The 13,953-nt window shown below is 56.2% G+C and carries 10 protein-coding genes; 3 read left to right on the top strand and 7 right to left on the bottom strand.

The annotated features are described in order from the left end of the window. Positions 1-56: 56 nt before the first annotated feature. The 5 genes from J3362_RS07150 to J3362_RS07130 all read right to left on the bottom strand — a co-directional run bounded on the left by J3362_RS07150 (position 57) and on the right by J3362_RS07130 (position 7,790). Positions 57-1,922 carry a methyl-accepting chemotaxis protein gene (locus J3362_RS07150; protein WP_349518857.1) on the bottom strand — a complete coding sequence of 622 codons (1,866 nt, stop codon included), beginning with the start codon at positions 1,920-1,922 and terminating at the stop codon, positions 57-59. A gap of 213 nt (positions 1,923-2,135) precedes the next feature. Then, positions 2,136-3,980, bottom strand: coding sequence for a protein kinase domain-containing protein (locus J3362_RS07145; protein ID WP_349518856.1), 1,845 nt, complete (start codon positions 3,978-3,980; stop codon positions 2,136-2,138). A 9-nt stretch (positions 3,981-3,989) separates the two neighbouring features. Then, complete coding sequence (locus J3362_RS07140) at positions 3,990-5,600, bottom strand: dihydrolipoyllysine-residue acetyltransferase (protein ID WP_349518855.1); 1,611 nt, start codon at positions 5,598-5,600, stop codon at positions 3,990-3,992. Positions 5,601-5,626: 26 nt separating this feature from the next. Next, entirely contained in the window at positions 5,627-6,604 is a 978-nt protein-coding gene (locus J3362_RS07135; RefSeq protein ID WP_349518854.1) for an alpha-ketoacid dehydrogenase subunit beta, read from the bottom strand. A 1-nt stretch (position 6,605) separates the two neighbouring features. Beyond that, positions 6,606-7,790, bottom strand: a complete 1,185-nt coding sequence (locus J3362_RS07130; protein WP_349518853.1) for a thiamine pyrophosphate-dependent dehydrogenase E1 component subunit alpha — start codon at positions 7,788-7,790, stop codon at positions 6,606-6,608. 276 nt (positions 7,791-8,066) lie between these two features. Between J3362_RS07130 and J3362_RS07125 the strand changes: the two genes are divergently transcribed. Both J3362_RS07125 and J3362_RS07120 read left to right on the top strand, forming a co-directional pair. Beyond that, positions 8,067-9,536, top strand: coding sequence for a malate:quinone oxidoreductase (locus J3362_RS07125; RefSeq protein WP_349518852.1), 1,470 nt, complete (start codon positions 8,067-8,069; stop codon positions 9,534-9,536). A gap of 30 nt (positions 9,537-9,566) precedes the next feature. Next, positions 9,567-11,300 (top strand): isocitrate/isopropylmalate family dehydrogenase, encoded by a 1,734-nt coding sequence (locus J3362_RS07120; protein ID WP_349518850.1) that lies wholly within the window; start codon positions 9,567-9,569, stop codon positions 11,298-11,300. Between the two features lie 14 nt (positions 11,301-11,314). On the opposite strand, the gene J3362_RS07115 is transcribed toward J3362_RS07120, so the two are convergent. Together J3362_RS07115 and J3362_RS07110 are read right to left on the bottom strand one after the other, a co-directional pair. Further along, a complete protein-coding gene (locus J3362_RS07115; RefSeq protein ID WP_349518849.1) occupies positions 11,315-12,646 on the bottom strand; it encodes an ATP-binding protein in 1,332 nt (443 codons plus the stop codon). Beyond that, complete coding sequence (locus tag J3362_RS07110) at positions 12,636-13,301, bottom strand: response regulator (RefSeq protein WP_349518848.1); 666 nt, start codon at positions 13,299-13,301, stop codon at positions 12,636-12,638. The genes J3362_RS07115 and J3362_RS07110 overlap by 11 nt, the downstream gene beginning before the upstream one ends. 199 nt (positions 13,302-13,500) lie before the next feature. Here J3362_RS07110 and J3362_RS07105 point away from each other — a divergent pair, with 199 nt between their 5' ends. Further along, the gene (locus tag J3362_RS07105) at positions 13,501-13,911 is read left to right on the top strand and encodes a PepSY domain-containing protein (RefSeq protein ID WP_349518847.1); all 411 of its coding nucleotides are present in this window, start codon (positions 13,501-13,503) and stop codon (positions 13,909-13,911) included. Positions 13,912-13,953 lie beyond the last annotated feature (42 nt).

Genomic DNA, 13,953 nt, shown 5'->3' with positions numbered 1-13,953 from the left:
ATCAGGTAATCATCTGCGCTCTCGTGAATTGGTTAACATCTGCAACCATTGTGTGTTCAGGATTCACTGGCCCTGAAGCGTCGCACGAGCGTATTCAATTCATCAGCCATGTTCGCCAGAGAGCGGCTTGACTGATTCACCTGGGAAATGTCTCCGGCCAGTTCCTCAATTGCGCCGCTGCTTATTTCCACGTTCTGGGTCATCTCTGCGGCGGTCGCTCGCTGTTGCTCGGTCGCGCTTGCAATCTGGGTGGTCATTTCAACGATGCTGTTAACCGCCGCGAGAATGTCCGTCAAAGCTTCGCCCGACTTGCTTGCCTCCTCGCTGGCCTCTTCGGCCATCTGCTTGGCCTTGCTCATGTCCACTACTGCGCCGGCCGCGCCACTCTGGAGCTGGGACACAATCCGCTCGATATCGACGGTCGATTCCTGAACGCGCTTGGCCAGTCCTCGAACTTCATCGGCAACCACGGCAAATCCCCGCCCGGCGTCACCGGCTCGAGCCGCTTCAATGGCGGCATTGAGCGCAAGGAGATTCGTTTGCTCAGCAATGCTCTGGATAACAGCCAGCACATTGCCGATTTCGGCCGACTCGTTCTCCAGTTGTTGGATCCGGTTAGACCCCTTCTCAACCTGATTGGCCAGGTTCGTAACCGCCCGAATGGCAGAGCCAACGGTTTCCTGTCCGGAATCCGCAAGCGATGAGGCCTTACGGGCCGATTCGTCAGTTTCGCTGGTGTTCGAGGCGATCTCTTCGGAGGTGGAGACCATTTCCTGCATGGCGGCAGACACCTGCGTGATCTGGTCGCGCTGTTGCTCAGAGTTGGCGGTTGTGCGCTCCGTGATTCCGAAGAGGGATTCGGACTCGCCAGTCAGTTGCCGAGACGCCGTTACAATACGGGAAATCGTTTCCTCAAGCGTTTCCAGGAACGTGTTGACTGCGTCGATGAAGTCACCGATCTCATCGGGACGGCCCGGAGTGAGTCGGGTGGAGAGATTGCCGTTGTTGTTGGCGATGTCATCGAGGTAACCGAGAATTTCAGCCTTGGCGCGTTTCACGCTGTTGCCCATCAAACGGCTCATCACAATGGCAACAATCAATCCGAGTACGGCAGAAACCAGGAAAGCTGCCAGGGTAAATTTCAGAGCCAGATCCGTTTCTGCGGTTGCCTCATCGGCCTCTTTGTCCAGGGAGGCAAATATACTTGCTTCAAGTTCCCTGGCCATGCTCGCAATTTCCGGTCCCAGAACGTCCAGCTTTTGGGATTTAACGCCAACGAGAATGCTCTTCTGCTCAAGGATATTCTGAACAGCAGCCCGATAGGCTTCCAGCTCTTCAACGACCGTATTCAGGTACACCTGAACAAATTCCGGACCATTTTCGGCATCAATTAGTTCCAGGGCGTCAGACAGGTCCTCAATGGCCCAACCGAGGGCCTTCTGGGAATCCTCGTCGCCGTTTGCCAGATACCGCTCGGCAGTCATCCGCATGATCAACGCATCGTTGAGGAGTTGCTCCAGACCAGCTCTCAGTTCACTGTCTGGCTCACGGTTGGCCACGCCATTTAGCGCAAGTCTGAGGGCCTTTGTGGCGTTGGGTCCGTGTACATCCAGCTTTTCAGAGATAATGCTGAGTACCTGACGTTTTGCCGGAACCAATTCGCTTCTGAAAGCATCAATATACTGATTGGTTGTCTTTTCAATTCGATCAACCAGCTTGGCTCGCTCGGGCTCCTGAATGTTGTCCTGCGCTTTGGCCATGACGGCTCTGAAATCCGTTTCCATTTCGTCGAAGCGTTCCAGGGTTTTCTCATTGCCAGTGGAGAAATAATCGAACACCCGCAGGCGCATGCGGTAAACACTGATGACCGACTCAGTGCCAATGGCGGTGTCTGGCGCAAGATCCCGGGCAACCGTATTCATTCGACGGTCCAATTGCTGGAACCCGAATACGCTGAAAAACGTAACCGCTGCAAAAAGAACGAGAATAAAAGCGGGTGCAATCAACAGCTTGCCGGGAACACCTAATTTTCGTTCTACGGATTCGAGGAAAGAGGAAGCCAAAGCGTAGCCCTTCTATTAATTTGTTTTAACAGTTAACGGCACGGTTTCTAAAAACTGAAGCTGTGTTCTTCCTCAGGTGGAGGCGTGCCCGGTCCTTGGATTTCGCGGGTAGTAGCGTTCCGGCAGGCGCTCTATGTGGGGAAAGAACCGGGTGTCTTTGTAAGGCATTTTCATGAACCCTGAAACCCCAAGGCCGGTTATCTGTTCGACTGCCGAGAGAATTTCATCCAGCAGCCGGCTGAATTCAGGTTCTTGCTCAGGATCGAGTAGCCGATAGTGGCTGTGGATTTTTAGGTGGCGGGGCAGGGCTTCGAAGATGATCATGCCGGTATGATGAATGGCGTTAAGCTCTTCCAGGGCATGGATAATGGTGTCGGGTAACACTAGGAATTCCTCCGGGTCCGGGCCGTCCTCGAAGTAAGAGTGGACCCGGCTTTCGTCTTCAACCTCAGGCGCGGGGCTTATCTCGTAGTGCAATTTCATATCCGGTGATACAACAAAGGGGTGGGTTGGTTCATCGCGATCAACGTGCAAGGTATTGCGGGCGTTGAACAGACAACTTTTGAAAATCCCCTTTCGGTAAATAGCTTGGGCCAGGTAAACCATGTTGTTGACGGCCTGCACGAACGCGGATTTCAATGCTGGATCATGCAGATTCAGAGATGTGTCGATGTAGATGCCATCGGTTTCCCATCTCACGGCCAGGCCGCCTTCTACCGGGTAGCGCCCGAGCCGGCTGACGGCTGCCAGAAACGCTTTTTCGGTTTCGCCCATGCCCTGCATGAAGTTCTTATAGTAGCGGTCCAGCTGCACATCGTTGACGTCGTTCAGGGTTTCCGGTGCCCCTTCCTCCCTGAGAAAGGATTTACGAGAGCTGTAAACCACGGTGTCAATTTCCTGGTCGGAGGCACGCACCCACACGGGTACCTGGGCCGCGACCGGTGTTTCCGGCAGATCGATCATCACCGTTCGGGCCATACGCGGCATCTCTGTCAGGTAGTAATCGCCGGCTTTGCGGCGAGTGTCCGGATCCGGGGATAGCATGCCATCCAGCATGCGGGCGAATTCCATGGGCAGGCCCAGGGAGGTGGCCGGGATGGCCCGATGGCCAAAGCGGCAGGATTGGGCTGACGCCAGGGCATAGAGTGTGCCGGCTGCTCCCTGTTCGTCGAAACGGGGAGACGACAGCCCTCCGTTGAGCTGTTCCTCGCCGATAAAATACACATCGCCGAGCCGGGCGTTGGTTTGCTGAAGGTTATCGGACATCAGCTCCATCACGTTGGCGGTAATGAACTGCTGGTTGGCGTCCAACTGGGCAAACACGGAGGAGCCCCAGTCAATCAGGGCAATGTTTTCGGTGCTGGCGTCGAAGACCAGATTGGAAGGTTTGATATCGCCATGAACGATTGGCCTGCCGCCCGGACCATTTTCACGGCGAAGGTTTCGCAGGATGTCGGCCAACTGGTCCGCGATGCGCATGATGAGCCGTGGTTTCAGGCGGCCTTCCCGCAGGGAAACCTCTTCCAGGTTCAGGCCGGTAGCACGCTCCATCACCAGAATCGGTTGGTTATTGGCTCGCTGGTAGGAAATCAGCCGCGGGACTCTGGGGTGGCGGACCTGCTCCAGGATGTAGGCTTCATCTTCAAGCCGGTCCTGAAGATGCCTGGGCAGGTTGATGCGGGTGAATTTAAAAACATGTTCGGGGCCGCCGATGGCCGTGCCCGGCAGGCGACCGGCGAATACAAAGCCGTAAGCGCCCTTGCCAATTAGCTCGATGTCCTGGTAGCCGAGTTGGCGGAGTTGGGCAGCGCAGAGCGCCACCCAGTCCTTGAGCTTCTTGGCATCATCATGGCTGAGCAGATAGATCGACTGCTCTTCAGGAATGTAGAACTGCTGCAGTTGCGTCTTCTGCGCCATGATGAACCGTCAGCCCATATGCAGGAGCATGGTTTGTGGCGATTCCAGGTAGCCCTTCCAGCGGTTGCAGAACCGGGCAATGGTTCCTCCATCGATAATTCGATGATCGCCGGCCCAGCTCACGGTCATGATGGCGCGTTCAACCACCTGGCCGTTGGCGTCAAACCGGGGCAGTTTCTGGGTGCGCCCAAGGGCAACGATGGCCACTTCCGGCGCGTTGATAATGGGCGCGGTGTAGGTTCCGCCCAATGCGCCAATGTTGGAGATTGTAATGGTGCCGCCCTTGAGGTCTTCCTGGCTGACGCGGCCAGATCTGGCCGCTTCGGTCAGGCGCGCAACCTCGTCGGCAATGCCCAACAACGAGAGGCTTTCCACGCCTTTGATGTTCGGCACCGTCAGGCCGGCTTTGCCATCCACCGCCATACCGATATTGCATTGGGGCAGGTAGTGAATCTCCGTGACGTCCTCGTTGAGCTGGCTGTTGAGTACCGGGAATTCCTGAACCGCCAGGGCCATGGCCTTCATGAAGAAGGGCATGAGCGTCAGCCTTGAGCCCCGCGCTTCTGCCTCCGGTTTCAGTTGTTCCCGCAGCTTGAGCAGATCGGTGACATCAATATCCTCGCTGTAGATAAAGTGAGGAATGGTGGTGGCCGATTTCACCATGCTTTTCGCCATCGCAGCTTTTATTCCGCGGATGGGTTCGACTCGCGCTTCCTGTTTGGCGGCAGGCGCCCGGCGGGCACTGCTGGCCGTGGCAGTTTGCGCATCGTCGGCGGGAGCCTGGTTCTGGGCCTGGACGTGGGCCTGTTTCGGGCCTTCCTCGATATGAGCCAGTACATCGGCTTTCAGTACGCGGCCATCTTTGCCGGATCCCTGAATATCCGAGAGGTTGAGTTCATGCTCCCGAACCAGGCGGCGAACGGCAGGGCTGGCCGGAATACGCTGTCGGCTGGCCGTAGCTACAGGCGGGGCCGTCGCCGTTGAGAGTTGAGCCGCGGGCTCCGGTTTGGTTTTGGGCTCAGCCGGTTCTTCCCGATCCCGGGGAATGAACGCAAACAGCGGGGCATGAACTTTGGCCATGGCCTGCTGCTGGTGGTAAAGCTTGGTGACGCGCCCGGCTTTAGGGGCGGTAATCTCGACCATGGCCTTGTCGGTCATGACGTCCACAACAGGCTGGTCTTCCTCGATTTCGTCACCTTCGGCAACGCGCCATTCCACCACCTCGCACTCAACGATGCCTTCGCCGATATCCGGCAGAATAAAGTCTTCGGTGGCGTTATCGTCCGACTCGGCGCCGGAGGCGGGTTGTTTTTCCGCCTCGGGGACGGGCTTTGCTTGGGCAGGTTCCGGAGAACTGGCCACCGGCGCCTGGCCACTGCTTTCGCTTTCATCCACCAGCTCAAACAGCGGGGCATGGACTTTGGCGACGTCGCCTTCCTTGTAGTAGAGACGTGTCACGCGGCCTTTGTAGGGTGCAGGAATCTCCACCAGGGCCTTGTCAGTCATTACCTCGGCGACCGGTTGATCTTCTTCAATCACATCGCCTTCGCTAACCAGCCATTTGACCAGTTCACATTCCACGATACCTTCGCCGATATCGGGCAGTATAAAATCACTCATAGTCGCTCTCCTGTCCTGATATCAGCCTAGAATTCAACGCTCGCCCTGATGGCCTCGTAGACCTTCAGATGGTTGGGCAGGTGCTCTTTTTCCAGCACCAGCGGGAAGGGAGTGTCCATCCCGGTTACCCTTGCGATCGGAGACTCCAGATACAGGAAGCAGCGTTCCTGAATCGTGGCGGCGATTTCACCGGCGAATCCGCCGGTCAGGGGAGCTTCGTGGGTGACCACCAGCCGTCCGGTCTTGAACACGGAGTTGGCCACGGTTTCCACATCCCAGGGCAGAATGGTCCGCAGGTCGATGACCTCACAGGAGATGCCGTCTTTCTCGGCCCGTTCCACCGCCTGGTCGATGACTTCCATCTGGGCGCCCCAGCCCAGGATCGTCACGTCCGTACCTTCCTTGGTGACTTCGGCTTCGCCCAGAGGCAGGCGATAGTCTTCATCCGGCACGTCACCCACCGATGCCCGGTAAAGACGTTTGGGCTCAAAGAACAGGGTCGGGTTGGGATCGTGGATAGCGGCAAGCAGCAGCCCTTTGGCCTGGTGCGGGTTGCGGGGCACAACAATCTTGAGACCCGGCGTGTGGGCAAAATAGGCTTCTGGCGACTGCGAGTGATACAGACCACCTGCAATGCCGCCGCCGTAGGGAGCACGAATGGTCAGACCGCCAACGTTGAACAGGTTGCCTGAGCGATAGCGGAACTTGGCGGATTCGTTCACGATCTGATCAAATGCCGGGAAGATGTAGTCGGCAAACTGGATCTCGGCCACTGGCACCGAACCCTGGGCCGCAAGGCCGTTGGCAAACCCGATGATGCCTTGCTCTACCAGAGGCGTGTTAAAGCAGCGAGCTTTGCCGTATTTCTGTTGCAGGTTACTGGTGGCACGGAATACGCCGCCAAAAACGCCCACATCCTCACCGAAACACAGAACCCGCTCGTCCTCCGCCATGGCGGTGTCGAGGGCATTGTTGATGGCCTGGAGCATATTCATCTTCGACATCTCAGGCTCCTCCCTTGGCGTGTTCGGCACTCTTCGGATATTCGTCCGGATATCTGCGGATATGCGCCTTCAGTTTGTCGAACTGTTCAGCCAGGGCAGGTGGCACTTCGTCGTAGACGTCGCTTACCAGGGATTCGAGCGGTGGTGGTGGACGCTTCTGGGCGCGTTTCATCGTTTCCAGTACTTCGCGGCGCATGTTTTCCTGCAGCTGCTTTTCGTCGTCCTCACTCCACCATTTCTTGCTTTCCAGCCAGAGGCGCATACGCAGGATAGGATCTTTCTCGCGCCAAACTGCTTCTTCATCCTTGCTGCGATAGCCGGAGGGGTCGTCCGAGGAGGAGTGGGCGGCCAGGCGATAGCTCATGGCCTCGATCAATACCGGACGGTTGTGTTCCACGGCCAGTTTGCGGGCTTCCTGAGTGGCCTGGTACATGGCAAGAATGTCGTTTCCATCCACGCGGATCACGTCCATCTTGTAGCCATAGGCCCGCGGTGCAACACCGTCGGCAGCAAACTGCTCGGCGGCCGGCGTAGAAATGGCGTACCCGTTGTTGCGGCACAGGAAAATCACCGGAACCCGATGAACTGCAGCCATGTTCAGGGCAGCGTGAAAGTCGCCTTCCGAGGCAGCGCCTTCACCAAAATAGGTAATGGTGCAGAGACCTTCGCCCCTGAGTTTCTGACCATAGGCATAGCCCGCGGCCTGGGGAATCTGGGTGGCCAGCGGCGAGGAAATGGTCATGTAGTTCAGCTTCTTCGAACCATAGTGGACCGGCATCTGGCGGCCCTTGCCGTAGTCCATCTCGTTGCCGAACAACTGGTTCATGAATTCATCAATGGTAAAGCCGCGGTAGGCCAGGGCACCTTGCTCCCGGTACTGCGCCATGATCATGTCGCCATCATCCAGTGCTGCCGCACTGCCGATCACGGCAGCTTCTTCGCCGGTGCACTGCATGTAAAAGCTCAGGCGGCCCTGGCGCTGGGCTGCAAGCATGCGTTCGTCGAGTATTCGGGTGGTGACCATGGCCCGATAGATACGAAGGGCCTTGTCTTTGTCGAGATCAGGAGCTTTGGCACCCTTGTAGAGCTTGCCGTCCTGTTTAAGAAGCTTGAACGTGGGAATCCGAAATTCCGCACCGTCGGTAAACACTGGGGAATACACAACTTTGGACTTTGTTGTTGTCATAATCCTCTTCCTGGGGTAATGGCCTGAGGAACAAACACTCCTTGTGGGAGTGTAGTTAATGTCATTGTAGACAGCCTGGCAAAATCTGGTGTGATTCGTGCCAAGTGATGTTTACCTTAACGTAAACTGTAAGATAGGGGTAGACCCTCGTATCGAGATTTTCCGGATAGAGGGACCGCTCGCCACGCGTTTTCCGTGCCTGGCGAAGCGTGCTACCGTCATTACACACACGTTTTCAACCTTGTTCAGACATTCGACTCACGCGGGTAGGTTTTAATGAATGTAATCATCATTGGCGCAGGGATAATGGGCACCACTTTCGCGACTCTCGCGAAAGAACTGGCACCGGAACTGGATATCACCATTCTCGAAAGACTGGATGGCCCCGGGGCGGGCAATTCCTGGGTGTTCAATAACGCCGGCACAGGGCACGAAGCGAATTGTGAGCTGAACTACACGCCGGTAGACGAAGAGGTTATTTCGGTTGAAAAGGCTGAGAAGATTCACGCTCAATTTAATGTGGCCAAGCAGTTCTGGGCATACCTGATCCAGAAAGGCGCCATCAAAGACCCCAAATCGTTTATTAACCAGACCAAACACTGCACCATCGTCTCCGAGCCATCTATCCCTGAATTGAAACTCCGCTTCAATGAGATGTCGGCTCATCATTTCTTCGAACAGATGCGCTACTCGGAAGATTTCGATGAGATCAAAAGCTGGATTCCTTACACCATGGAGGAACGCCCACGCCACGAAAAAATGGCGGCGACGGTTATCGAAACGGGTACAGACGTCAACTTTGGCACCCTGACAGAGCAAATGGCCAAGCATGCTGTTGACGATCTTGGGGTGAAAATTGAATACGGGACGCACGTCAAGCGAGTGCATCGCAGCCCGGCCGGAAGCTGGCTCGTGGAGACACAAAGCAAGGGAGTTGATCGCAGGTACAAGGCTGACGTTCTTTTCGTCGGTGCCGGTGGCGGTGCGTTCCCGATCCTAAAAAAGAGCCACTTGCCTTTCGCGCGCCGCTTCACCGGTTTTCCCGTTGGCGGCCGGTTCCTGCAGGCCGAGATCACCGCCGAGCAGGCCGAGCAGTACAGAGCCAAAACTTACGGAAAGGCGAAAGTGGGTGCACCTCCAATGTCCGTTCCGCATCTGGACCTACGGGTGTCGGATGGAAAGTATTATCTTCTGTTTGGTCCCTTTGCCTCGTTCAAACCGGTGCTGGAAAGGGGCCGGGGTTTCCTGGACTACCTTCGCTCAATGCGCCTCCACGACATCCCGAGCCTGCTGAATGTCGCCATTGAGCACTTCCCGTTGGTCAAATACCTGGTTTCAGAGACCTTCAAGGGTGAAAAGAGCATGTTCGAGGAGCTGGACAGTTTCGCACCGGGCATGAGCAAGAAGTTCAACTGGAAAGCGGTTGACGCCGGGCAGCGAGTGCAGATCATACGCGACGGAGATCTGCAGATGGGCACAGAGATACTCGTCTCGAAAGACAAGACCTACGGTACGCTCCTGGGTGCATCGCCCGGTGCGTCGGTATCGCCGGAAGTCATGCTACGTTGCCTTGAACAGCTTTTGCCGTCTATTTTTACCAGTGAGGAAGCCGGCAAAAAGAAAAAAGAGATATTCCCCGAAGACAATCTGGATTACCTGGCGAAAAATCCCGAGCGTTACCGGGAGATCCGGGATGCCGTCAATGAACGGCTAGGGATCAAGCAGTCGGCATCGCAGCAGGACTGACCAGGCCAACAAAACAGCAGGGAGATTTTCATGGACAGTAAAATCAGTGTGACCTCGCCCCTCGTCATCCTTCACGGCGACGAGATGGCTCAGGTTGCGTTTGAACACATTCTCAAGAAGTTTGTGAGCTCACGGCTAGATATTCAGCTTGAGGAAATCGATCTGTCTGCGGAAAACCGGCTGCTGACCAATGGCCAGGTGGTTATTGATGCCATCGATTCGCTCCAACGCCACGGAGTGGGTGTAAAGAACGCCGGCATGACGGTAAACCGCCAGCAGTTGGAGGACTTGCTCAGGAAACACCCGGATGTGGATGGGGACAACTTGCACCCGCTGGCGACCAAGTCCCCGAATGGTGCTATCCGCAAGGGCATCAGTGGGAATATTACCCGCGAGGACATCCAGTTCCGAAACCTCAACATCCGCCGCCCCCAATGGGTAGGGCGCGACATTGAGGTGGATACCATGGAATTCGGTGGCATCAAGGACAGCTTTAACCAGCTTTCCCTGGCAACCGGCGTGGTCAAGCTGATGTTTGTAGGCAGCAGTGGCGACCCGGTAGAGCTTCATCGGCGAGAGATTCGCAAGGGCGATCCCTGGCTGCTTGCCACGAATGACATCGAGGACGTGAAAGCCTGGGCGCATCGCTTTTTCCAGCGTGCAATCGCAGAAAAACGGGACGTATACCTCGGCCTTAAGGATACGGTGATCCCCGGCTATGATGGGGCAATGCGCTCGGTGATCGAGGATGTCTATCACAGTGACTACAAGAAGCAGATTGAAGCCCTGGGGCTGAATTACTACTACGAACTGATCGATGCCCAGGCGGCCCGCATTGTTTCCAACCCGCCGGAGCGCGCGCTTTGGGGCGTGCCGGATAACACCACCGGGCGCAAACTGCTCAAGCTGGTGAACCAACTCAAGGAATTTGGCATTCCAGGCCGCGGGGCCCATGTGTCCATCTCACGAATGAGCGCTGGCGGCGGCGACCAGTATGGTAGCTTCAACATGGCGGCCAAGGAGGACGGCATTCTCAAGGTGATCGTCGATGGTGACGAGAAGCATGCCCGCCCGGTCCGGAAAGGCGATCCAATGTTGCTTATGTCCAATGACCGCGAAGCCATCAAGGACTGGGTTCTGCAGGTCTTCCGCGATGCGTCGCGCAAGGACAAAGAGGTGTATTTTGGCCTCAAACGCGAGTACATGGAATACGATGAAGTCTACAGCGATGTAATTACCGAAGTGCGCCGGGAGCTGGCCAGCGAACATACACCGCCGCCCTCGTTCATGATCATGCGGCCGTCCAGCCAGCTTAAAAAGATGATCACGGATCCACCGAGAAATGCGCTTTATCCCTCCCAGAACCTCGACGGGGATATCTTCTCGGACATTTCCGCCGCTCTCGGGGGAAGCCTGGCGACAGCCAGTTCAATCATCGAGAGCAAGGACGGAACCATGCTTTTCGAGGCGCCTCACGGCACCGCCCATGATCTGTATCTAAAGTATCTGGAGAGCGACGGGAAGGTCGCCCATTTCAATCCTTCGGCGTTGATCTTCGCGCTTGCCAACGCGCTTGAAACTCTCGGTGAGCGCGAAGGTAACGAACCACTGAGTCAATACGCCGTTCAATTGAAGGCCGCGTTAACGGATACGGTCGACCGTGGCGTTGTCACTGCTGATCTCAAGGGCAAGACCGTCGATCCGGATTCGGAGCAGGTGGTCGATATGATTAACTTTATCGAGGCTGTGGAGAACGCGCTCTAACAGCTTGAGCCGTTTCACCGGGCGTTTGCCACATTAAGCGTCGCTTCAAAACCGTCCTGCCGTCCTGTTGCCGGAGATCGGAGGTGTAGTGTCATACCTGCACCAGTGGCAATTGCGTCGGCAATCGCCAGGCCCAGGCCAGATCCGGCCGCATCTGTCTTTGCGCGCGCAAATCGGTTCCGTAGCAGGGCGAGCTGTTCCGGCGGCACAATCTCCCCGGCATTGCAGACTTCCAACGTACCATCGTCGACGATGCTTACCTCAACAGGCTGTGTTTTGGAGCCATGCTTGAGTGCATTTTCAATGAGGTTGCGCATCAGGATGGCGAAGGCATCGGGATTCAGGAACGAGTTCACTTCCTGTTCGGGCAGGGTCAGTTTAACTCGCCCAGGTACCTGATTCTCGAAATCATCAACGATCATCGCCAGTATTGGCACAAGATTGTGCGAATCCTGTGATATTGCACCTCCACCTTCGGCTTTCGCCAGCTCAAGCAGCTTTCCAGAAAGCAAAGACAGATCGCGCAGCGCTTCCTCAATCTCAGTAACATTGTTCTTGAGTTGATCGTTCTGTATCTGGGTCTTCAGCCGCTGAACTTTGGCAAGCGCCGTTGCTAGAGGAGTCCGCAATTCATGGGCGCTGTTGGCGGTAAAACTCCGTTCTGTATCGAGAGCACGGTGCAAGCGTTCCAGCAATCGGTTAACAGCAACGGCAATCGGTTCAAATTCTGTTGGCAGCCGATCCCCGTCAACGGGGGAGAGATCACCCGCGCCTCGGGATTCTATCGCTTGCTGGAATTCGACCACCTTTCGCAGGGAAATCCGTACGATCCACCAGACACCCAAAAGGCTGATCGGGATCAGTACAATTAGAGGCATCAACAATGCCAGACCCGCCTCCAGGGCGGCTTGGCGACGGTGCGCCAGGGGTTCGGCCACCTCAATGTAGATCGTGTCGCTGACGGCCGACGCGCCGTATATCCGGTGCGTCGATGTATTCGAAAAACCTTCTTCCGGCCGCAGTTCCCCAAAAACACTGGGATCAGCATCATGGGATTGAAGAAGGAGGTTTCCGTCCCTGTCCCTGACCAGGTAGGTGAGGTATTCGTCATGGTCTTTAAGGGCAGGGGCTGTTTGATTCCCGGTACCATTTTCCCGGTTAAGGATGTCGGTAACGGCCAGGGGCAGAATGCGTTGAGCGGTTTCTTCCAGTGCGCTGTCGAACACCTCATTCATTTCGTGCTGTGCCACGAGCCCCGAAGCGGTAACGCCCAGCAGCCAGAGAACGGTGACGCCGAGCGTGAGGCCGATACTCAGGTTTTTCTGTAGGCTCGTTTTATTGCTCATGTGTTCCCAGGCGATAGCCCATCCCCCTGACGGTTATGATGGTGTCGCGCCCCAGTTTTTTACGCAAACGGCTGACATAAACCTCAATGGTGTTGCTTTCGATTTCTGCACCGAAGGCGTAAAGGCGATCCTCCAGCTGGGATCGCGATAATAGCATTCCTGGTCGTTGGATAAAGCCTTCGAACAGGGCCCATTCCCGGGCAGTCAGTTCTACCGGCTGGCCGTCGCGACTGATGCGGTGATCACCAAGATCCACTTCCAGCTGACCCACCTGTATAAGCGGGCTCGGGTTGCCGCGGTAACGGCGGGCTACCGCGGCCACACGGGCTGACAGCTCGGAAAGATCAAAGGGCTTTACCAGATAGTCGTCGGCGCCGGCGTTCAGCCCTTCAATTCGGTCAGACACCTGATCCCGAGCGGTCAGTATGATAACGGGTGTTGTGTTTCCCGCTGTTCTCAGCTTCCTCAAAAAGCCGAAGCCATGGCCGTCGGGCAGCATCAGGTCGAGTAGAATCAGGTCGTAGGCTGTGGTCTGAACGCTGCCTTCGGCAAAATCCAGAGTTTGGACCCAGTCGACTGCATGGCCGTCATCGGTGATTTGATCCCGCACTGCCTCGCCCAGCCCCGCAGTATCCTCAACCAAAAGTACCCGCATAGTTCACCTCTGATCCAGTTCTGAGAGAAAGATACTACAGCCGCAAACTGACAGCAGCCTGAATGACCCTGAACGGGGATGAGGTGAGATCTATCGCACCCACAAATGGACGGCCAATCAAACGGGGTGAGGGCGCGTTCAGGTCACTGTCAGGTAAAGGTCATAAAGTATTCATCGTGGATTCAACAGGAGAAAGCTCATGAAGACCAATCCCGTGATTTTAAGCCTCGCTTTATTGTTGGTGGGCACTCCGCTGCTGGCTGACGACGATTGTGATGATCCGGTGGCCAATTGGCAGCCCAGGGAAAACCTCCGCCAGAAACTGGAAGGCGAGGGCTGGACGGTATACCGCATCAAGGTGGATGACGGTTGCTATGAGGTAAAAGGCCTGGCACCGGCGGGTTTCCGCGCAGAGGCGTCTTTTGCACCGGCCTCCCTGCAGTTGATGGAACTGGAACGTGAAGACGATGACGATGATGACTATGAGCACGATGACGACGATCGCGGCTACGGCAACCAAATGCGGGAAGGTGCTCAGGGCAATAATGGCCAGGCGCCGGCTCCAAGCAATGGCATTGTCAAGGGTCGCCCGAGCGTAACGGTTGAATAACCCGCCAGTGCTTTCTGTTTATCTTTCACGCAGCTCACGTTT

Origin of the sequence: Marinobacter sp. NFXS11 (genome assembly GCF_040148675.1) — a bacterium.
Classification (GTDB): domain Bacteria; phylum Pseudomonadota; class Gammaproteobacteria; order Pseudomonadales; family Oleiphilaceae; genus Marinobacter.
Note: the sequence above shows the minus strand (reverse complement) of the source record. Positions and strands in the feature narration are given on the sequence as shown.